The organism is Xanthobacter dioxanivorans, assembly GCF_016807805.1.
Lineage (GTDB): Bacteria > Pseudomonadota > Alphaproteobacteria > Rhizobiales > Xanthobacteraceae > Xanthobacter > Xanthobacter dioxanivorans.
In genome coordinates this window covers 4,699,390-4,717,547 of sequence record NZ_CP063362.1, presented here as the reverse complement: position 1 = coordinate 4,717,547, position 18,158 = coordinate 4,699,390, and the positions used below count along the sequence as shown (strand labels likewise).

Here is an 18,158-nt window from a genome sequence, read left to right as displayed (position 1 = left end):
ATGGAACCGTCGCCGCACAACTTTTCGGGGGTGAAAGAGACTGCGGGAACAAAGTGATGCCCTGGTAGCGTTCTAGCTTTCGCGCTCGGGCGGATTCGGCCCGTAGCCGAGAGGAGACGCCTATGAGGAAGATGGCATTAGCTGCGGGTGGCATCCTGGCCCTCGCCCTTTTCGCCAGCGCGCCTGCCGCGACCGCAGGAACGCTTGCAGGCAGTGGCGGCACGTTTGCCGGCGGGGCGGCCGAGCAGGCGACGCCGGAGAATGTCTACTGGGTGCGCCGGTGCTGGCGCGTCCGCACCTGGTGGGGCGGCCGCTGGCATTGGTCGACCCGCTGCCGCAGCGCCTGGGTGGGCCGCCGCTGGTAGCAGGAAGCCGCCGCCACCGGGCGGCAGCCGACCCGACCATCGCCGCGCGTGCTTCGGGAACGGGGAGCACGCGCGGCATCCCGAGCGTGAAAAAGTGGCCCCCGATGCCTGTCATCGGCGGGCCATATTAGTTTCACAGCCCGGACAGAGAGATGAACAGTTGTTTATTTTTATATCTTCATGCCCGCTTGTTGACATGAAATAGATCCGCCTGAGCCAATTTTGATGACGTTCTCAAGATACGTATTTTTCAGTTGGAACAATTTCGCGCCAAAACCTTTCATTACCTTGCGAAATGAACGCAAGGGCGTTCGTTCCGAGAGGAGAAGCGAGAATGAGGAAGGCAGTTTTGGCCGCGGGAGGCATCGTTGCATTGGCGCTTCTTGGTGCGGTGCCTTCGGCCTCGGCCGGTTCGCTTGCGGGCGGCGGGACGGCGCTGGCCGGCCCCGCCCAGGCGCAGGCCGCGGTCGAGGATGTGCGATGGGTTCGCCGCTGCTATCAGGTGCGCCGCTGGTGGAACGGGCGTCCCCATTGGGTGACCCGCTGCCGCAACGTCTGGGTGGCGCCCCGCCGCTGGTGAGCGAGAGCCGGCGCCGATGACGCTGATGATCGGATCACGCACGGCGCGTGCTCTGGATCTTCCCCGTTTCTTGGAATCGGGGAAATGATCTCCACCACCGTCATGGCCGGGCTTGTCCCGGCCATCCACGCGGTTGGGACAAGCCCGGGCACGACGGCGGCCGAAGAAAAACGCGGACACTGAAGGTCGATCGGTCCTAGCCCGGCGCCGGCTCCCGGCGCCAGGCGCCAAGGAAAGCCGCGCGGGCCTCGGAAAACCCGAGGCCGCGCGGCTCGAGCGCGCGGGCGAGCAGGAAGTGCCCGGTGAGGCGCAGCGCCGCCTCCACATCCTCGGGATCGGTCGGACCCTGCCCGATCAGAAAGCCCGGCAGGGCGAACAGCCGTTCGGAATACGGCGCGCCGGCCTCCCGGCAGACGGCCCGCCCGCTCCTCGGCGAGACATAGACCAGATCATCCCGGCGCCCGGTCGCGGCGCACGTATCCAGCTCCAGGCCGAATCCCATCTCGGCCAGCAGCGCCAGCTCGAAGCGGGCGAGCAGCATGCCGGCCGCCTCGCGCTGCTCGAAGGCGTCGAGGATGGCGCCGAGGGTGAAATAGAGGCCCTCGTGGGGGTCGCGCTCCGGCAGCAGATGGAGCATCTGCGCCATGTGGGTGAAGCCGTAGGCGGCATGGGGCACGCGCATCAGCACGTCGCTGCGCACCACGGACGGCTCCAGCGCGTAGTTTCCCATATGCTCGTCGAGTCGCGCACGCCAGGTGGCGGCGACGCTGTTGCCGGGCTGGAGCAGGGATGCGTGGCGCCGCGAGGTTCCGCCGCGCACCATGCCGAGATGGCGGCCACGCCGGCGGGTGAGCAACTCGACGATGGCGTTGCCTTCTCCATGCCGGCGCACACCGAGCACGATGCCTTCGTCGGTCCATTCCACGGCGGCGTTGGTCCCGGTCCTGATCCTCGCGTCCGCCCGCAATTGACGCCCTCGGCCGGCAAGATGCAACAGGCGCCGGCCGCGACGCGCCGAGTGCGTCATGCTCTTGCGTCGCGCCCTGGTGGCGAGGCGGGCGGCAGGTCTTAAGACAGCGGAAACCGAAACCTTGCAGGATGCGCCCATGCAGAGCCGCTCGCGCCTCCAGAACGTCCTCGCCACCCTCGCGCTCCACCTCGGGGCGGCGGCGGTCATCGGCTATTTCGCCTATCACGCCTATAACGGCGACCACGGCCTGCTGGCCCGGCGGAACTTCGACCAGGAGATCAAGGAGGCGCAGGAGGAGCTCGACGCCCTGAAGGCCCAGCGTCGCGCCTTCGAGAACAAGGTGTCCCTGCTCGCCCCCACCCAGCTCGATCCGGACATGCTGGACGAGGAGGGGCGCCGGCAGCTCAATTTCATCAACGCCAAGGATCTGGTGCTGCTTCGCAGCAAATGAACTGCAAATGGGTTCATTATCTATGTGAACTATTTTTCAGTTCAATATAGCAAAATCAAGCATTTGCAACATGTTGCGGTGCAGCAGATTTAATTTCCCTCTTTGAGGGCGGCGGGAGGTGGGCTAGGAAGGCGCAATTCCAGCGCTTCCTGAGGACGCCGATGGCCAAGAAACCTTCCGCCCGCGCCGCCGAGCCCGCGGCCCCCGCCGGCTTCACCAAGGAACAGGATCTCTCGGCCTATCGCGAGATGCTGCTCATCCGCCGCTTCGAGGAGAAGGCGGGGCAGATGTACGGCATGGGTCTCATCGGCGGCTTCTGCCACCTTTATATCGGCCAGGAGGCCGTGGTGGTGGGCATGCAGATGGCGATGAAGCCGGGCGACCAGGTGATCACCGGCTATCGCGACCACGGCCACATGCTGGCCACCGGCATGGCCGCGCGCGGCGTGATGGCCGAGCTCACCGGCCGGCGCGGCGGCTATTCCAAGGGCAAGGGCGGCTCGATGCACATGTTCAGCATCGAGAAGCAGTTCTTCGGCGGCCACGGCATCGTCGGCGCGCAGGTATCGCTGGGCACCGGCCTCGCCTTCGCCGACCGCTACCGCGAGAACGGCAACGTCTCCGTCACCTATTTCGGCGACGGCGCGGCCAACCAGGGCCAAGTCTACGAGAGCTTCAACATGGCCGAGCTGTGGAAGCTGCCGGTCGTGTACGTGATCGAGAACAACAAGTACGCCATGGGCACCTCGGTCTCCCGCGCCTCGGCCCAGCAGGACTTCTCCAAGCGCGGCACGTCCTTCAACATCCCCGGCGAGCAGGTGGACGGCATGGACGTGCGGGCGGTGTTCGCCGCCGGCGAGCGGGCGCTGGCCTTCGCCCGCGAGGGCAACGGCCCCTACATCCTCGAGATGCAGACCTACCGCTATCGCGGCCACTCCATGTCGGACCCGGCGAAATACCGGTCCAAGGAGGAGGTGCAGAAGATGCGCACCGAGCACGATCCCATCGAGCAGGTCCGCACCCGCCTCCTCGAGAGCCACAATGCCAGCGAGGACGAGCTGAAGAAGACCGACGCCGAGGTGCGCGAGATCGTCAACGAGGCGGCCGACTTCGCCGGTCACGAGCCGGAGCCCGACATCGCCGAGCTGTACACGGACATCCTGCGCTGAGCGGCGCGCCGTGGCCGACCTTTTCTACATCCTTGCCGGCGTCGCGCTGTTCGCGGCCCTCGGCGCGTGGGCGATGGCCGTGCGCGGCGGGCGCGCCGCCCTCGCCGCCAACGCCGCGGCGGGGCGGGGTGGCGGCCCCGGCAGCTATGCCCTGCTGGTCCTCTGGCCCTTCGCGGTGAAGCGCCTGGGTTCCGATGCGGATGCCGATGCGGTGCGCACCGGCAAGGCGTCCATCGCCTTCTTCGTGTCCCTGACCATCGCGATCGCGTCCATCTCCGCCTACACCAATCTCACCTTCAAGCGTGATCACGCGGCCCCGGCCGGCCCCGCGCCGGCCGCCCCCGCGAACGCGCCCACCAAGAGCTGACAGCCATGGCCATCGAAATCCTCATGCCGGCCCTGTCTCCCACCATGGAGAAGGGCAACCTCACCAAGTGGGTCAAGAAGGAAGGCGACGTCGTGAAATCCGGCGACGTCCTCGCCGAGATCGAGACCGACAAGGCCACCATGGAGGTGGAGGCGGTCGACGAGGGCATCCTCGGCAAGATCCTCATTCCCGAGGGGTCGCAGGACGTGGCGGTGAACACGCCCATCGCCACCATCCTCGCCGACGGCGAGGATGCCAGCGCCGCGCCGGCCCCCGCGCCTGTCGCGAAGGCCGCCGAGAGCGCGCCGTCTCCCGTCGCCGCCGCCGCCCCCGCTGCTCCGGCGACGCCCGCCCCTTCGGCGGTGGCCGCCCCGCCGCAGGTCGCCTCCCTGCCCGATCCGGAGGTGCCGGCCGGCACCGAGTTCGTCACCCAGACCGTGCGCGAGGCCCTGCGCGACGCCATGGCCGAGGAGATGCGCCGCGACGGCGACGTCTTCGTCATGGGCGAGGAAGTGGCCGAGTATCAGGGCGCCTACAAGATCACCCAGGGGCTGCTGCAGGAGTTCGGCGCCCGGCGCGTGGTCGACACGCCCATCACCGAGCACGGCTTCGCCGGCCTCGGCGTCGGCGCGGCCATGGCGGGCCTGAAGCCCATCGTGGAATTCATGACCTTCAACTTCGCCATGCAGGCCATCGACCACATCATCAACTCGGCGGCCAAGACCCTCTACATGTCCGGCGGGCAGGTGCACTGCTCCATCGTCTTCCGCGGCCCCAACGGCGCGGCCGCCCGCGTCGCCGCCCAGCACAGCCAGGACTACACGTCCTGGTACAGCCAGATCCCCGGCCTCAAGGTGATCGCCCCCTATACGGCCGCCGACGCCAAGGGCCTGCTCAAGGCCGCCATCCGCGATCCCAACCCCATCATCTTCCTCGAGAACGAGATCCTCTACGGCCACTCCTTCGAGGTGCCGAAGCTGGACGACTACGTCCTGCCCATCGGCAAGGCCCGCATCGCCCGGCCGGGCAAGGACGTGACCCTTGTCTCCTTCTCCATCGGTATGACCTATGCGCTGAAGGCGGCGGAGGAACTGGCCAAGCAGGGGATCGAGGCGGAGGTGATCGACCTGCGCACCATCCGCCCCATGGACGTGGCGAGCATCGTCGCCTCGGTGAAGAAGACCGGCCGCTGCGTCACGGTGGAGGAGGGCTGGCCGCAATCGGGCATCGGCGCCGAGATCGCCGCCCAGCTCATGGACAAGGCCTTCGACTGGCTCGACGCCCCGGTGCTGCGGGTGACCGGCAAGGACGTGCCCATGCCCTATGCCGCCAACCTCGAGAAACTGGCTTTGCCATCGGTCGCCGATGTGATCGAGGCGGTGCACGCCGTCACCTATCGCTGAGGAGAGAGACCCATGCCCATCGAGATCCTGATGCCGGCCCTCTCCCCCACCATGGAGAAGGGCAACCTTTCCAAGTGGCTCAAGAAGGAAGGCGACACCGTCAAGTCCGGTGACGTGCTCGCCGAGATCGAGACCGACAAGGCCACCATGGAAGTGGAGGCCATCGACGAAGGCATCCTCGCCAAGATCGTGGTGCCGGAGGGCGCGCAGGACGTGCCGGTGAACCAGCTCATCGCCGTGCTGGCCGGCGAGGGCGAGGATGTGGCGGGCGTGGCCTCCGGCGCCGGCAAGGGCGGCGCGCCTGCCGTTGCCGTTGCCGCTGCCCCCGCCGCCGCGCCTGCGGCCGCTCCCGCTCCCGCTGCGGCTGCGGCTCCTGCTGCGGCTCCTGCGCCCGCTGCCCCCGTGGCCGCTCCCGCCCCTGCGATCCCGGTGGCGAACGGGCAGGGCGGGCGCGTGTTCGCCTCGCCGCTGGCGCGCCGCCTCGCCAAGGACAAGGGCGTCGACCTCGGCGCCGTGGCCGGATCCGGCCCGCACGGCCGCATCGTCGCCCGCGACATCGAGGGCGCGCAGCCCGGTGCCAGACCCGCGCCCGCCGCGGCCCCGGCGGCAGCGGCTCCGGCTCCCGCCGCTGCCCCCGTGCCGAAGGCCGCCGTCGCCGGCGCGCCCGGCGCGGAGCAGGTGAAAGCGCTGTTCGAGCCCGGCAGCTACGAGGAGATCCAGCTCGACGGCATGCGCAAGACCATCGCGCGCCGCCTGGTGGAGAGCGAGCAGGTGACCCCCACCTTCTTCCTCACGGTGGACTGCGACCTCGACGACCTGATGGCCCTGCGCGAGCAGGTGAACGCCAACGCCTCCAAGGACAAGGACGGCAAGCCGGTCTACCGGGTGTCGGTCAACGACTTCATCATCAAGGCGCTGGCGCTGGCGCTGCAGAAGGTGCCCGCCGCCAACGCGGTCTGGGCCGAGGACCGGGTGCTGCGCATGAAGCATTCGGACGTGGGCGTGGCGGTGGCCATCGACGGCGGGCTCTACGCGCCCATCGTCAAGAAGGCGGAGCTCAAGACGCTGTCCGCCATCTCCAACGAGATGCGGGACCTCGCCGCCCGCGCCCGCACCAAGAAGCTGAAGCCGGACGAGTATTCCGGCGGCTCCACCTCGGTGTCGAACCTCGGCATGATGGGGATGCGCAACTTCACCGCCATCATCAACGCGCCGCAGTCCTCCATCCTCGCGGTGGGCACCTCCGAGCAGCGCCCCGTGGTGCGCGGCGGCGAGATCAGGATCGCCACCCAGATGACCGTCACCATGACGTGCGACCACCGGGTGATGGACGGCGCGCTGGGCGCCGAGCTGCTCTCGGCCTTCAAGGGCTTCATCGAGAAGCCCATGTCCATGCTGGTGTGAGCATGTTGGTGTGTGCATGCCGGCTGCGCCAGATCAAATCCTGTCGCGGCCGGCCGGTGTAGCTGCGGGGCAGCGGCGGGCCACGCCGTCTGTCCCAGGAAAGGTTGAGAACAATGAGCCACACGCCCCACGAGCTTGCCGCCGACTTTCCGGAATATGCCGAGAAGATCCAGGCGCTGAAGGCGAGCGACGCTCACTTCGCCAAGCTCCATGACGCCTACCACGAGGTGAACCGTCAGGTGCACCGCGCCGAGACCGACGTGGAGCCCACCGGCGACGAGGAGATCGAGGCCATGCGCCGCGAGCGCGTGAAGCTCAAGGACGAGCTCTACGCCATCCTGTCCAAGTGATGGCTTCGCGGCGGCTGTCTTGACGCCGTCGTGACCATGGCCGGGCGGGGCATCCCCGTCCGCGCCCTTCTGCCGGAGCGCCGCTTGTCGCAGACGGGGTTCCGCCTTACCGGCTACCGGCCCCTGAGGGGCGGCACGAGGAGACCGGCCAACAAGATGAAGCTCTATCTCGCCGGCCCGGAAGTGTTCCTCGACGATGCGCGCGAGATCGGCCGGCGCAAGATGGAGCTTTGTGCCCGCTTCGGCTTCACCGGCCTGTTCCCCCTCGACGGCGAGCTGACCGTCGACGCCACGGGCGGGGTGCGCAGCGGCGCGATCTTCGCCGCCAATCTCGACCTCATGCGCGCGGCGGATGCGGTCGTCGCCAATCTCACGCCGTTCCGTGGCATCAGCGCCGATCCCGGCACCGCCTTCGAGCTGGGATTCGCCTTCGCCCTCGGCAGGCCCGTGGCCGCCTACAGCAACCTGCCGGGCGAGCTGAAGCACCGCGCCCGTGCTGCTATTGGCCCAGCCGCGGACGCCGCGCCGACCCTGCTCAGCGATGGCCTCCACGTGGAGGATTTCGGCCATTTCGACAATCTCATGCTGGCGGAGGCGCTCCACGCCAGCGGCCTGCCGGTGATCCAGGCGGCCGCGCCGGCCGCCGATCCGTTCCGCGACCTCGCCCTGTTCGGCGAGGTGCTCGCGGCCTTGGCGCGGGCGCGGGCCGAGGGCCGGCTCGGCGCCCAGAATTCCCCTTCCCATCCAGCACCCGCCGGACATGCGCGCGGCGAGGAGACGTTCCATGGCTGACACCTACGACATCATCGTCATCGGCGGCGGGCCGGGCGGCTACGTGGCCGCCATCCGCGCGGCCCAGCTCGGCTTCAAGACGGCGGTGGTGGAGAAGAGCCACCTCGGCGGCATCTGCCTCAACTGGGGCTGCATCCCCACCAAGGCCCTGCTGCGCTCTGCCGAGATCTACCACTACATGGAGCACGCCAAGGATTACGGCCTCTCCGCCGAGAAGGTGGGCTTCGACGCCAGCGCGGTGGTGAAGCGCTCGCGCGGGGTGTCGGCCCAGCTCGCCACCGGCGTCGGCTTCCTGCTCAACAAGAACAAGGTGGACGTGATCTGGGGCAAGGCGACGCTCACCGCCCCCGGCAAGCTGAAGGTCGAGGCCGCGCAGAACCCGCCCAAGGGCGCCAAGGGCGGCGGCGACTATTCGGCCAAGCACATCATCGTCGCCACCGGCGCCCGCCCGCGCGCGCTGCCGGGCCTCGAGCCCGACAAGAAGCTGATCTGGACCTATTTCGAGGCCATGGTGCCGGAGAAGATGCCCAAGAGCCTGCTGGTGATGGGCTCGGGCGCCATCGGCATCGAGTTCGCCTCCTTCTACCGCACCATGGGCACCGAGGTGACCGTGGTGGAGGTGCTGCCGCAGATCCTGCCGGTGGAGGACGAGGAGATCGCCGCCGTGGCCCGCAAGCGCTTCGAGAAGCAGGGCATGAAGATCCTGTCCGGGGCGAAGGTGACCGGCGTCACCAAGCACGCCGACAGCCTCACCGCCCATGTGGAGGACGCCAAGGGCCAGAAGCTCGACATCACGGTGGACCGCATGATCTCCGCCGTCGGCGTGGTGGGCAACGTGGAGGGCCTGGGCCTGGAAGCGCTGGGCGTGAAGATCGAGCGCGGCATCGTCGTCACCGACGGCTATGGCCGCACCAACGTGCCCGGCCTCTATGCCATCGGCGACATCGCCGGCCCGCCCATGCTGGCCCACAAGGCCGAGCATGAGGGCGTGATCTGCGTGGAGACCATCAAGGGCCTGCACACCCACCCCATGGACAAGAACAAGATCCCCGGCTGCACCTACTGCACGCCGCAGATCGCCTCCGTCGGCCTCACCGAGAAGAAGGCGAAGGAAGCGGGACGCGAAATCAAGGTGGGCCGGTTCCCCTTCATCGGCAACGGCAAGGCCATCGCGCTCGGCGAGCCGGACGGGCTGGTCAAGACCATCTTCGACGCCAAGACCGGCGAGCTCCTCGGCGCCCACATGGTGGGGGCGGAGGTCACCGAGCTGATCCAGGGCTTCGTGGTGGCCATGAACCTGGAGACCACCGAGGAGGAACTGATCCACGCGGTGTTCCCGCACCCGACCCTCTCGGAAATGATGCACGAGAGCGTCATGGCCGCCTACGGGCGCGCCATCCATATGTGAAGGTGGCTCCGGGACGGGTCGACATCTGGCCGGCGCCGTTTCTCCCGAGACTCCGTCATGCCCGGCCTCGTGCCGGCCATGACGGATTGCCTGTCCTCACCGCCAGTTGACATGGCGGGCCGAGGGGACGTTCTGTTCAGGGGCTCCGCAGGAGCCTTCAAAAGGGGGCCATCATGGACCAGCAGACAGTCGCGTTCCTGAACCAGCCGGGGGTCGGGTTCTTCTCGCTGATCATCATCGGCCTCATTGCCGGATGGGTTGCCGAGCGGGTCACCGCCAGCAATCACGGGCTGCTGACCAACCTCATCGTCGGCATCGCCGGCGCCTTCATCGGCGACAAGCTCGCCTCGGTGCTGAACGTGCCGGTGTTCGGCTTCATGCGCACCCTGATCGCCGCCATCGTCGGCGCCATCCTGCTTTTGTGGCTGTGGCGGGCCATCCGCTCGCGCTGAGGGAGGCCGGGATGATCATCTCCATCGTGGTCGGGCTCATTGCCGGCTTTTTCGCCGAGAAGATCATGAACTCCTCGGGCGGGCTACTCACGAACCTCTTCGTAGGGATCGTGGGTGGCATGCTCGGCGGCTGGGTGGCGGGTGCGCTCGGCCTCGCTTATATCGGGGACGGGTTCGTGGACCGCCTCGTCGTTTCCACCTGCGGCGCGGTTCTGCTGCTCGCCATCTGGCGGGCGGTCACCGGCCGTCGACCGGCCTGAGGCGGGCCGTTCGAGCCTGCGCGCCCCCCGTCCGCTTCCGGCGCCCGGCGGGGCGCGGTATGCTCGAATACACCTGCGCCTTCACCGGCGCTGCCCGGCACGGGTATGAAAGCTAGCCCATGGTCACCGTCATCGACACCCACGTCCGCCCCCGCCACCCGGAAAAGGCGCACCGCCCCGAGACGGAGGTGCTGCGCAAGCCGGAATGGATCCGGGTCAAGGCGCCGGGCTCCGCCGGCTGGTCGGAGACGGCGGGGATCGTGCGGGCCAACGGCCTTGTCACCGTGTGCGAGGAGGCCGGCTGCCCCAATATCGGTGAGTGCTGGGAGAAGAAACACGCCACCTTCATGATCATGGGCGACACCTGCACGCGGGCCTGCGCCTTCTGCAATGTGCGCACCGGCCTGCCGGAGGCCCTCGACGCCGCCGAGCCGCAAAAGGTGGCGGACGCGGTGGCCAAGCTCGGCCTCGCCCACGTGGTCATCACCTCCGTTGACCGGGACGACCTCGCCGACGGCGGGGCCGAGCATTTCGCCCGCACCATCGCCGCCATCCGCGCCGTCAGCCCCGGTACCACCATCGAGATCCTCACCCCCGATTTCCTGCGCAAGGACGGGGCGATGGAGGTGGTGGTGGCGGCGCGTCCGGACGTGTTCAACCACAATCTGGAGACGGTGCCGTCCAACTACCTGTCGGTGCGGCCGGGGGCGCGCTACTTCCACTCCCTGCGTCTGCTGCAGAAGGTGAAGGAGCTGGACGGCTCCATCTTCACCAAGTCCGGCATCATGGTGGGCCTCGGCGAGGAGCGGCCCGAGGTGCTCCAGCTGATGGACGACCTGCGCTCCGCCGACGTGGATTTCATCACCATCGGCCAGTATCTCCAGCCCACCCGCAAGCACCACAAGGTGGAGCGCTTCGTGACGCCGGACGAGTTCAAGGCCTATGAGACCGTCGCCTACGCCAAGGGCTTCCTGATGGTGTCGTCGAGCCCGCTCACCCGCTCCTCGCATCATGCGGGCGCCGATTTCGAGAAGCTGCGCGCGGCCCGCGCGGCGCGCCTCGGCCGGGCCTGATCGCGTGCCGTCCTTTTCGAACACGCGGCAGGTCAAGCATTCCGCGCGGAACATGTTCGACCTCGTGGCGGACGTGGAGCGCTATCCCGAATTCGTGCCTCTGTGCCAGGCGCTGCGGGTCAAGCGGCGCATGAAGTCGGACGAGGGGGTGGAGATCCTGGTGGCGGACATGACCGTCGCCTACAAGCTCATCCGCGAGACCTTCACCTCCCGCGTGACGCTGGACCGGCCGCGCCTCACCATCCATGTGGAATATCTCGACGGTCCCTTCAGCCGGCTGGACAACCGCTGGGAATTCATGGGGCAGGGGGAGGCTTCGAGCGAGGTGAAGTTCTTCATCTCCTACGAATTCCGCTCGCGCACCCTGGGCATGCTCATGGGCGCCATGTTCGACGCCGCCTTCCGCCGCTTCGCCGATGCCTTCGAGGCGCGGGCGGACCAAGTGTACGGCACGGTGGGGTAGGGCGCAGCGCGCCCGCTCACGCCTCCACCGGAGCGCCGCTTTCCTTCCAGGCCTTGAAGCCGCCGCCCACATGGGCCACCGGCTTCAGGCCCATGTCCTGGGCGGTGGCCGCCGAGAGCGCCGAGCGCCAGCCGCCGGCGCAGAGGAAGATGAAGGCGCGCTCTTCGCCGAACACCGGCTTGAAATAGGGGCTCTCGGGGTCGATCCAGAATTCCAGCGTCCCGCGCGGGCAGTGGAAGGCGCCGGGAATGCGGCCCTCGCGCTCCAGTTCGCGCGGGTCGCGCACATCCACCAGCAGGGCGCCATCGGCGAGGCGCGCCTGGGCCTCGCCGGGGGTGAGCGTCTCGACGCGGGCGTTGGCCTCTTCCAGCAGGGTCTTGAAGCCGCGGGTGATGGTCTGGGCCATAAGCGATCCTCCGTCGGCTGCGAGGAGAAGGAGGCGGGGCATTCCTGTCAAGGTGCCGGCGCTCCCGCGCCTGCCGCAGCCTGAGGCGCGGAGGCCCAAAGAAAAAGCCCGCGCAAGTTTGCGCGGGCTTTCCGACTGCGGGTGGAACAGCGATCACAGCTGCTTGTAGGCGCCATCCTTCCACTCATAGACGACGTAGTCGAGCTTGGTGATGTCGCCCTTCTTGTCGAAGGAGAGCGGGCCGAGCACCGTGTTGTAGGTCTTGCCCGAGTGCATCTCGGCCGCCACCTTCTTGGGGTCGAGGGACTTGGCCGCCTCGGCCGCCTGCTTGATCACCTGCATGGCGCCGTAGGAATAGAGCACGTAGCCTTCCGGATCGATGCCCTTGGCCTTGAACGCCGCCACGATGTCCTTCGCCGCCGGGTTGTTGCGCGGATCGGGGCCGAAGGTCATGAGGGTGCCCGCGGCGCCGGGGCCGGCGATGGTCCAGTATTCCTTGTCGGCGATGCCGTCGCCGGCGAACAGCACGGTCTTCAGGCCCTGGTCGCGCATCTGCCGCACGATCAGGCCGGCCTCCGGATGCAGGCCGCCGTAATAGATGAGGTCGATGCCGGACGCCTTCAGCTTGGAGACGAGGGCCGAATAGTCCTTCTCGCCGGGGTTGATGCCCTCATAGAGCACTTCCTTGACGCCGCCCTTGCTCATGGCCTTCTGCGTCTCGTCCGCGAGGCCCTTCCCGTAGGGGGTCTTGTCGTGGACGATGGCAACCTTCTTGTCCTTGAAGTTCTTGACGATGTAGGCGCCGGCCACCGCGCCCTGCTGGTCGTCGCGGCCGCAGGTGCGGAAGGTGTTCCACATCTTGCGGTCGGTGAAGGTGGGGTTGGTGGAGGCGGGGCTGATCTGGAGGACGCCGGCTTCCTCGTAATCCTGCGAGGTCGGGATCGACACGCCGGAATTGAAGTGGCCCACCACGAACTTCACGCCATCGGAGATGAACTTGTTGGCGGCCGACTTGCCCTGCTCGGGCTTGCCGGCATCGTCGCCCACCGACATCTGGATCTTCTGGCCGAGGATGCCGCCCGCGGCGTTGATATCCGCCGCGGCCTGTTCCGCGCCGATCTTGAGCTGGGCGCCGAAGGCGGCGGCGCCACCCGTCATGGGTCCGCCCACGCCCATCTTCACCTGGGCCTGCGCCTGCGCCGCAAACACGAGGCCGGCGCCCAGCGCCAGCGACGCCATCATCAGCTTCTTCATAAGGTCTCTCCCCTCTCGGCCGGCGCGGACAATTTCCGTCTCCGGCGACTCCTTGCGGCGCATTGTGCCGCAAATCCCATTCGTGTCGATGGTGCGGCCCGCCTCAGCGCGGGCCGCCGGTGCGCGCACGCCAGGCGAGCGGGCCCGCCGGCTCGAACATCCAGTCGTATTGATGCGTCATCTGCCGCCGGCGCAGCGCGCGGAAGCCGAGCGTGGCGATGGCGAGGAGAAGCACGAACTCCACCAGCGCCGGCTCCAGCGACGCCAGCGTGTCGCCGAACAGGGCGAAATGGCAGAAGCGCACCGCCCCCGCCAGCAGCAGGCTGTAGAGGACGAGATGGGAATAGGGCCCCCATCCGCGCGCCACGGCCTTGCCCGTGAGCCATGCGGTTCCGCCGCCGAGGAGGACGGTGACGATCAGGAAATCGCCGACCGAGGCGCCGATCAGCAGATCGGGCCAGATCAGCAGGACCACGACAAGCAGCACCAGCGCGGCGAGGGGCACCACCAGCATGAGCGAGAAGGAGCCGCCGGGATTCTGCGCTTCCCCCATGTCAGCCTCCCCCTTCACGTCGGCCTCCCCCTTCATGTCAGCGTCCTCCCTCGAGATAGGCGGCGCGCACCTCCGGCCGGGCCAGCAGCTCGGCGCCGGCGCCGGACATGGTGATCTGGCCGTTCACCATCACGTAGCCGCGGTGGGCGAGCTTCAGGGCGTGATAGGCATTCTGCTCCACCAGGAACACGGTGAGCCCCTCGGTCTCGTTGAGGGTGCGGATGACGTCGAAGATCTGCCGCACCACCAGGGGCGCGAGGCCGAGGGACGGCTCGTCCAGGAGGAGCAGGCGCGGCCGGCTCATGAGCGCGCGGGCGATGGAGAGCATCTGCTGCTCGCCGCCGGAGAGGGTGCCGCCGCGCTGGTGCAGGCGCTCGCGCAGGCGCGGGAACATCTCGAACACGCGTTCGAGATCCTCGGTGAAATGGGCGTTGCCGTCCACCGCGGCGCCCATCTGCAGGTTTTCGTAGATGGTCATGCGCGGGAAGATGCGCCGGCCTTCGGGCGACTGGGCGATCTTCAGCCGCATGATCTCGTGGGTCGGCAGCTGGGTGATGTCATGCCCGGCGAACATGATGCGCCCGTCGCGGGCGCGGGGATTGCCGCAGATGGTCATCATCAGCGTGGACTTGCCGGCGCCGTTGGCGCCGATGAGGGTCACGATCTCGCCTTCGTTCACTTCAAGGTCGACGCCCTTCAGGGCGATGATGTTGCCGTAATAGGCGGTGACGCCGGCGACCGACAAAAGCGGGGCGCCGCGGGGCGCGGGGGCGGGGCGCGCCTCGGCGCCGGGCAGAAGGCCGCTGGTGCTCATGCGCCCACCTCGGCCGCGACAACGGCGGTCTCGTCCTCCTCGACGCCGAGATAGGAGGCGATCACCCGTGGGTCGTTGCGCACCTCTTCGGGCGTGCCGTCGGCGATCTTGCAGCCATATTCCAGCACCACCACGTGGTCTGAGATCTCCATCACCACCGACATGTCGTGCTCGATGAGCAGGATCGAGGTCTGGTGCTCGTGGCGGATGGACAAGAGCAGCTCGTTGAGGGCGGCGGACTCGCGCGGGTTGAGGCCGGCAGCGGGCTCGTCGAGGCAGAGCAGCACCGGGCTGGTGCACATGGCGCGCGCGATTTCGAGGCGGCGCTGGTCGCCATAGGGCAGGTCGCCCGCCGGGTCGTCGCTGCGCGCCACGAGGCCGATCTTGTGGAGCCAGTAGAGGGCCTTGTCCACCGCCGCCTGCTGCTGCCGCTTCCAGGAGGGCAGGTTCAAAAGCGCCGCGGGGCTGAGCAGGCCCGAGCTGGTGAGCGACATGTGTTGCGCCACCAGCAGGTTTTCCAGCACCGTCATGCCGGAGAACAGGCGGATGTTCTGGAAGGTGCGCGCCACCCGCGCCCAGGAGGCGACCTTGTGGTCGGCGAGCCGCTCGAGAAGATAGAGCGCGCCGGTGCCGGTGCGCCCCCAGGAGAGGCCGGCGGCGGTGACCGCGTCGAGCCGGGCCGCGCTCGGCGCCGCGCCGTGGAACAAGGCGAGGCGGCCGGTGGTGGGCTTGTAGAAGCCGGTGATGCAGTTGAACACCGTGGTCTTGCCGGCGCCGTTGGGGCCGATCACCGCGGTGACCTCGCCGCGCGTGGCGTGGAAGGACACGTCGTTGACCGCGATCAGGCCGCCGAACCGCATGGAGAGGTGGTCGACCACGAGGATCGGATCGCGCGGCGGGGATGGGCGCGCGGCCTCTGGGGACGGCATCGCCATCAGCCGTGGCCCTCCTTCACCAGCGCGGCCGAGACGGCTTTGCGCTCCTTCAGGAAGATGGTGGGCATGCGGGAGGAGACGAGGCCGCGCGGGCGCCAGACCATCACCGCCACCATGGCGAAGCCGAAGATGAGCATGCGGTAGAGGGAGGGATCGAAATCCGGGCCGAACAGGAAGTCGGCCTTGAGGAAGGAGAGGTTGCGCAGCATCTCCATGCCGCCGATCAGCAGGATGGCGGCCGCCGCCACCCCCATCTGCGATCCCATTCCGCCGAGCACCACGATGGCGAGGATCACCGCCGATTCCATGAAGGTGAAGCTCTCGGGCGAGACGAACCGCACCCGCACGGCGAAGAAGGCGCCGGCGAACCCGCCGAACATGGCGCCGGTGGCGAAGGCGGTGAGCTTGGTGAGCGTGGTGTTGATGCCGAGCGAGCGGCAGGCGATCTCGTCCTCGCGCAGGGCCTCCCAGGCGCGGCCCACCGGCATCTTGCGCAGGCGGATGGTGACCAGCGCCGTTAGCGCGGCAAGGCCCAGGATCACGAAATAGAGGAAGATGATCCGGTGCATGGAATCGAAGTCCAGGCCGAAGGTGGCGGCGAAGCCGGTCTCGGAGCTGGTGAAGGGCATGCCGAAGAAGCTGATGGGCGGAATGGAGGAAATGCCGGCGCCGCCATTGGTGAGCGACACCCAGTTGATCAGCACGAGGCGGATGATCTCGCCGAAGGCGAGGGTGACGATGGCGAGATAGTCGCCGCGCAGGCGCAGCACCGGAAAGCCCAGGATCACGCCCCAGAAGGCGGCGAGCAGGCCCGACAGGGGCAGGCAGATCCAGAACGACCAGGCGGTCCAGAAGCCCTCGCCGAGATGCCCGTTGACGAAGTCGCCCACCGGCACGCTGGTGGACAGGAGCGCGAAGGTGTAGGCGCCCACGGCGTAGAAGGCCACGTAGCCGAGGTCCAGGAGGCCGGCGAGCCCGACCACGATGTTGAGGCCCCAGCCGAGCATCACATAGGTGAGGATGTAGATGCCGAGGTCCACCCAGTAGCGGCTTTCGGAAAGGCCGCCGGCCAGCAGGATGGACAGGAACGGATAGGCGAGGGCGAAGCTGAAGAAGGCCGGCTTCAAGGCGGGACCGGCCTTCTGCGCCAGACGGGCGAGCGGGGACGGGGCAGCCGACACCTTGGCCGTGCGGCCGGGCCGCCAGAGGGTGAGGTGCAGGGTCAGGCGCAGCACCGCCACCAGGCCCGCCAGCACCGCCACGAGGCCGAAGCGGGTGGTGAGGATGAGCGGACCGCTGCCGGCCTCCGTGGCGCGGAAGCCCACCAGGGGCAGCAGCAGGAGGCCGGTGAGGATGCCGCTCACCACCGCATCCTTGACGGCTTCCCCCAGCACCGAGGGGGAGGCCGCGGGGCCGGAGGGGGGCGGCGGAATCGGAGCGGGCGCCGGCGGGACGACCGTGCCCGGAACGGGCAGGTCCACGTCGCTCGTGGACATCACACCTTCTCCACTTCCGGCCGGCCGAGCAGGCCCTGCGGCAGGAAGATGAGGGTGACGACGAGAATGGAGAAGGCCGCCACGTCCTTATATTCGATGCTGAAATAGGCGGACCAGAGGGTCTCGATGAGGCCGATGAGGAGCCCGCCCAGAACCGCCCCTGGCAGGGACCCGATGCCCCCCAGCACCGCCGCGGTGAAGGCCTTCACGCCCGGCACGAAGCCATCGGCGAAGTTCACGACGCCGTAATACATCAGGTACATCACGCCGGCGACCGCCGCGAGCGCCGCCCCGATCACGAAGGTGAGCGAGATGGTGCGGTCGACGTTGATGCCGAGCAGCGCCGCCATCCGGCGGTCCTGCTCGCAGGCGCGCTGGGCGCGGCCGAGCGAGGTCTTCTGCACCAGCCACCAGAAGCCGGCCAGCAGCACCGCCGTGACCACCATGATGATGATCTGCTTGTAGGCGAGGGTCACCTGGTAGCCCTCGCGCTCCATGACCACGATCACGTCCGGCACCATGGGCGGCAGCGCCTTGTTGCGCGGGCCCTGGGCCACCTGGACGAAGTTGGACAAAAGGATCGACATGCCGATGGCGGAGATCATCGGCGCCAGGCGGAAGGAGCCTCGAAGCGGCCGGTAGGCCACGCGCTCGATGGTCCAGCTCACCAGCCCGGTGAACACCATCGCCACCACCAGGGTGAGGGCTAGGATGAGGAAGATGGAGCTGAGCCCGACCACCGTCGTGAGAAGCAGCACGCAGATGAGCCCGATGAAGGCGCTCACCATGAACACGTCGCCGTGGGCGAAATTCACCATCCCGATGATGCCGAACACCATCGTGTAGCCGATGGCGATCAATCCGTAGATCGACCCGAGGGTCAATCCGTTGATGAGCTGCTGGACGAAGACTTCCATCCGCCGCCTGACCCCTCTGTCCGGTGGGGCGCGCCTATTTCGTCATCATGCCTGACGATTGGGCGCTGCCGCTTTTTCGACTCATAGCCTGCCCTGCCGGCCGAGACAATTGCACCCTCTCGCACGGTGCCCGGGCGAGGGTTTCGCCGCATGCGAGCCCTGGGTGGTTGACCCCGGCGAAAACAGGACGCACTCTTGGCATATTGTCGACAGGAAGATCGGCGCGAGCCCGCCCGGGTGTCGCCTCAGGCGAATGCGGGCAGTTCATAAACGTTC

Annotated in this window: 22 protein-coding genes; 14 read left to right on the top strand and 8 right to left on the bottom strand. The window is 68.1% G+C overall.

Annotated features, from left to right (window positions below):
• The first annotated feature begins 122 nt into the window (after window positions 1-122).
• Complete coding sequence (locus EZH22_RS22070) at window positions 123-365, top strand: hypothetical protein (protein ID WP_210352028.1); 243 nt, start codon at window positions 123-125, stop codon at window positions 363-365.
• A 334-nt stretch (window positions 366-699) separates the two neighbouring features.
• Entirely contained in the window at window positions 700-945 is a 246-nt protein-coding gene (locus tag EZH22_RS22065) for a hypothetical protein (protein ID WP_203192568.1), read from the top strand.
• A gap of 196 nt (window positions 946-1,141) precedes the next feature.
• Here EZH22_RS22065 and recO read toward each other — a convergent pair whose 3' ends face one another.
• A complete protein-coding gene (recO, locus tag EZH22_RS22060) occupies window positions 1,142-1,870 on the bottom strand; it encodes a DNA repair protein RecO (protein ID WP_203192567.1) in 729 nt (242 codons plus the stop codon).
• 181 nt (window positions 1,871-2,051) lie between these two features.
• Here recO and EZH22_RS22055 point away from each other — a divergent pair, with 181 nt between their 5' ends.
• The 12 genes from EZH22_RS22055 to EZH22_RS22000 all read left to right on the top strand — a co-directional run bounded on the left by EZH22_RS22055 (window position 2,052) and on the right by EZH22_RS22000 (window position 11,507).
• Entirely contained in the window at window positions 2,052-2,366 is a 315-nt protein-coding gene (locus tag EZH22_RS22055) for an FtsB family cell division protein (RefSeq protein ID WP_203192566.1), read from the top strand.
• Between the two features lie 161 nt (window positions 2,367-2,527).
• A complete protein-coding gene (gene pdhA / locus EZH22_RS22050) occupies window positions 2,528-3,535 on the top strand; it encodes a pyruvate dehydrogenase (acetyl-transferring) E1 component subunit alpha (protein ID WP_203192565.1) in 1,008 nt (335 codons plus the stop codon).
• Window positions 3,536-3,545: 10 nt separating this feature from the next.
• The gene (locus tag EZH22_RS22045) at window positions 3,546-3,902 is read left to right on the top strand and encodes a hypothetical protein (protein ID WP_203192564.1); all 357 of its coding nucleotides are present in this window, start codon (window positions 3,546-3,548) and stop codon (window positions 3,900-3,902) included.
• 5 nt (window positions 3,903-3,907) lie between these two features.
• The gene (locus tag EZH22_RS22040; RefSeq protein ID WP_203192563.1) at window positions 3,908-5,305 is read left to right on the top strand and encodes a pyruvate dehydrogenase complex E1 component subunit beta; all 1,398 of its coding nucleotides are present in this window, start codon (window positions 3,908-3,910) and stop codon (window positions 5,303-5,305) included.
• Window positions 5,306-5,317: 12 nt separating this feature from the next.
• Complete coding sequence (locus EZH22_RS22035) at window positions 5,318-6,709, top strand: pyruvate dehydrogenase complex dihydrolipoamide acetyltransferase (RefSeq protein ID WP_203192562.1); 1,392 nt, start codon at window positions 5,318-5,320, stop codon at window positions 6,707-6,709.
• Between the two features lie 113 nt (window positions 6,710-6,822).
• Window positions 6,823-7,059 (top strand): YdcH family protein, encoded by a 237-nt coding sequence (locus EZH22_RS22030; RefSeq protein ID WP_203192561.1) that lies wholly within the window; start codon window positions 6,823-6,825, stop codon window positions 7,057-7,059.
• A gap of 84 nt (window positions 7,060-7,143) precedes the next feature.
• On the top strand, window positions 7,144-7,851 hold the full coding sequence (locus tag EZH22_RS22025) for a nucleoside 2-deoxyribosyltransferase (RefSeq protein ID WP_203192560.1): 708 nt from the start codon (window positions 7,144-7,146) through the stop codon (window positions 7,849-7,851).
• Window positions 7,844-9,259, top strand: a complete 1,416-nt coding sequence (gene lpdA / locus EZH22_RS22020; protein WP_203192559.1) for a dihydrolipoyl dehydrogenase — start codon at window positions 7,844-7,846, stop codon at window positions 9,257-9,259. Before EZH22_RS22025 ends, lpdA begins: the two co-directional genes overlap by 8 nt.
• 173 nt (window positions 9,260-9,432) lie before the next feature.
• Window positions 9,433-9,711: a GlsB/YeaQ/YmgE family stress response membrane protein gene (locus EZH22_RS22015; protein WP_203192558.1), complete on the top strand. Its 279-nt coding sequence runs from the start codon at window positions 9,433-9,435 to the stop codon at window positions 9,709-9,711.
• A gap of 11 nt (window positions 9,712-9,722) precedes the next feature.
• Entirely contained in the window at window positions 9,723-9,971 is a 249-nt protein-coding gene (locus EZH22_RS22010) for a GlsB/YeaQ/YmgE family stress response membrane protein (protein ID WP_203192557.1), read from the top strand.
• 119 nt (window positions 9,972-10,090) lie between these two features.
• Entirely contained in the window at window positions 10,091-11,044 is a 954-nt protein-coding gene (gene lipA, locus EZH22_RS22005; protein WP_203192556.1) for a lipoyl synthase, read from the top strand.
• A gap of 4 nt (window positions 11,045-11,048) precedes the next feature.
• Entirely contained in the window at window positions 11,049-11,507 is a 459-nt protein-coding gene (locus EZH22_RS22000) for a type II toxin-antitoxin system RatA family toxin (RefSeq protein WP_203192555.1), read from the top strand.
• A gap of 16 nt (window positions 11,508-11,523) precedes the next feature.
• Here the strand turns inward: EZH22_RS22000 and EZH22_RS21995 are convergent, their stop codons facing one another.
• The 7 genes from EZH22_RS21995 to EZH22_RS21965 form a co-directional block, all read right to left on the bottom strand.
• Window positions 11,524-11,913: a rhodanese-like domain-containing protein gene (locus EZH22_RS21995; protein ID WP_203192554.1), complete on the bottom strand. Its 390-nt coding sequence runs from the start codon at window positions 11,911-11,913 to the stop codon at window positions 11,524-11,526.
• A 153-nt stretch (window positions 11,914-12,066) separates the two neighbouring features.
• A complete protein-coding gene (locus tag EZH22_RS21990; protein ID WP_203192553.1) occupies window positions 12,067-13,167 on the bottom strand; it encodes a branched-chain amino acid ABC transporter substrate-binding protein in 1,101 nt (366 codons plus the stop codon).
• A gap of 103 nt (window positions 13,168-13,270) precedes the next feature.
• Window positions 13,271-13,756 carry a DUF6867 family protein gene (locus tag EZH22_RS21985; RefSeq protein WP_231711096.1) on the bottom strand — a complete coding sequence of 162 codons (486 nt, stop codon included), beginning with the start codon at window positions 13,754-13,756 and terminating at the stop codon, window positions 13,271-13,273.
• Window position 13,757: 1 nt separating this feature from the next.
• Window positions 13,758-14,534, bottom strand: coding sequence for an ABC transporter ATP-binding protein (locus tag EZH22_RS21980; protein WP_203192552.1), 777 nt, complete (start codon window positions 14,532-14,534; stop codon window positions 13,758-13,760).
• Window positions 14,531-15,469, bottom strand: coding sequence for an ABC transporter ATP-binding protein (locus EZH22_RS21975; RefSeq protein ID WP_269902889.1), 939 nt, complete (start codon window positions 15,467-15,469; stop codon window positions 14,531-14,533). The genes EZH22_RS21980 and EZH22_RS21975 overlap by 4 nt, the downstream gene beginning before the upstream one ends.
• Window positions 15,469-16,965: a high-affinity branched-chain amino acid ABC transporter permease LivM gene (gene livM / locus EZH22_RS21970; RefSeq protein WP_203192551.1), complete on the bottom strand. Its 1,497-nt coding sequence runs from the start codon at window positions 16,963-16,965 to the stop codon at window positions 15,469-15,471. The genes EZH22_RS21975 and livM overlap by 1 nt, the downstream gene beginning before the upstream one ends.
• Window positions 16,965-17,882: an ABC transporter permease subunit gene (locus EZH22_RS21965; protein ID WP_203192550.1), complete on the bottom strand. Its 918-nt coding sequence runs from the start codon at window positions 17,880-17,882 to the stop codon at window positions 16,965-16,967. Before EZH22_RS21965 ends, livM begins: the two co-directional genes overlap by 1 nt.
• Window positions 17,883-18,158 lie beyond the last annotated feature (276 nt).

Coding starts and splice junctions, on each gene's coding strand:
- EZH22_RS22070 (WP_210352028.1), top strand. CDS start 123: ATGAGGAAGATGGCATTAGCTGCGGGTGGCATCCTGGCCCTCGCCCTT.
- EZH22_RS22065 (WP_203192568.1), top strand. CDS start 700: ATGAGGAAGGCAGTTTTGGCCGCGGGAGGCATCGTTGCATTGGCGCTT.
- EZH22_RS22055 (WP_203192566.1), top strand. CDS start 2,052: ATGCAGAGCCGCTCGCGCCTCCAGAACGTCCTCGCCACCCTCGCGCTC.
- pdhA (WP_203192565.1), top strand. CDS start 2,528: ATGGCCAAGAAACCTTCCGCCCGCGCCGCCGAGCCCGCGGCCCCCGCC.
- EZH22_RS22040 (WP_203192563.1), top strand. CDS start 3,908: ATGGCCATCGAAATCCTCATGCCGGCCCTGTCTCCCACCATGGAGAAG.
- EZH22_RS22035 (WP_203192562.1), top strand. CDS start 5,318: ATGCCCATCGAGATCCTGATGCCGGCCCTCTCCCCCACCATGGAGAAG.
- EZH22_RS22030 (WP_203192561.1), top strand. CDS start 6,823: ATGAGCCACACGCCCCACGAGCTTGCCGCCGACTTTCCGGAATATGCC.
- lpdA (WP_203192559.1), top strand. CDS start 7,844: ATGGCTGACACCTACGACATCATCGTCATCGGCGGCGGGCCGGGCGGC.
- EZH22_RS22015 (WP_203192558.1), top strand. CDS start 9,433: ATGGACCAGCAGACAGTCGCGTTCCTGAACCAGCCGGGGGTCGGGTTC.
- EZH22_RS22010 (WP_203192557.1), top strand. CDS start 9,723: ATGATCATCTCCATCGTGGTCGGGCTCATTGCCGGCTTTTTCGCCGAG.
- lipA (WP_203192556.1), top strand. CDS start 10,091: ATGGTCACCGTCATCGACACCCACGTCCGCCCCCGCCACCCGGAAAAG.
- EZH22_RS21995 (WP_203192554.1), bottom strand. CDS start 11,913: ATGGCCCAGACCATCACCCGCGGCTTCAAGACCCTGCTGGAAGAGGCC.
- EZH22_RS21990 (WP_203192553.1), bottom strand. CDS start 13,167: ATGAAGAAGCTGATGATGGCGTCGCTGGCGCTGGGCGCCGGCCTCGTG.
- EZH22_RS21985 (WP_231711096.1), bottom strand. CDS start 13,756: ATGAAGGGGGAGGCCGACGTGAAGGGGGAGGCTGACATGGGGGAAGCG.
- EZH22_RS21980 (WP_203192552.1), bottom strand. CDS start 14,534: ATGAGCACCAGCGGCCTTCTGCCCGGCGCCGAGGCGCGCCCCGCCCCC.
- EZH22_RS21975 (WP_269902889.1), bottom strand. CDS start 15,469: ATGGCGATGCCGTCCCCAGAGGCCGCGCGCCCATCCCCGCCGCGCGAT.
- livM (WP_203192551.1), bottom strand. CDS start 16,965: ATGTCCACGAGCGACGTGGACCTGCCCGTTCCGGGCACGGTCGTCCCG.
- EZH22_RS21965 (WP_203192550.1), bottom strand. CDS start 17,882: ATGGAAGTCTTCGTCCAGCAGCTCATCAACGGATTGACCCTCGGGTCG.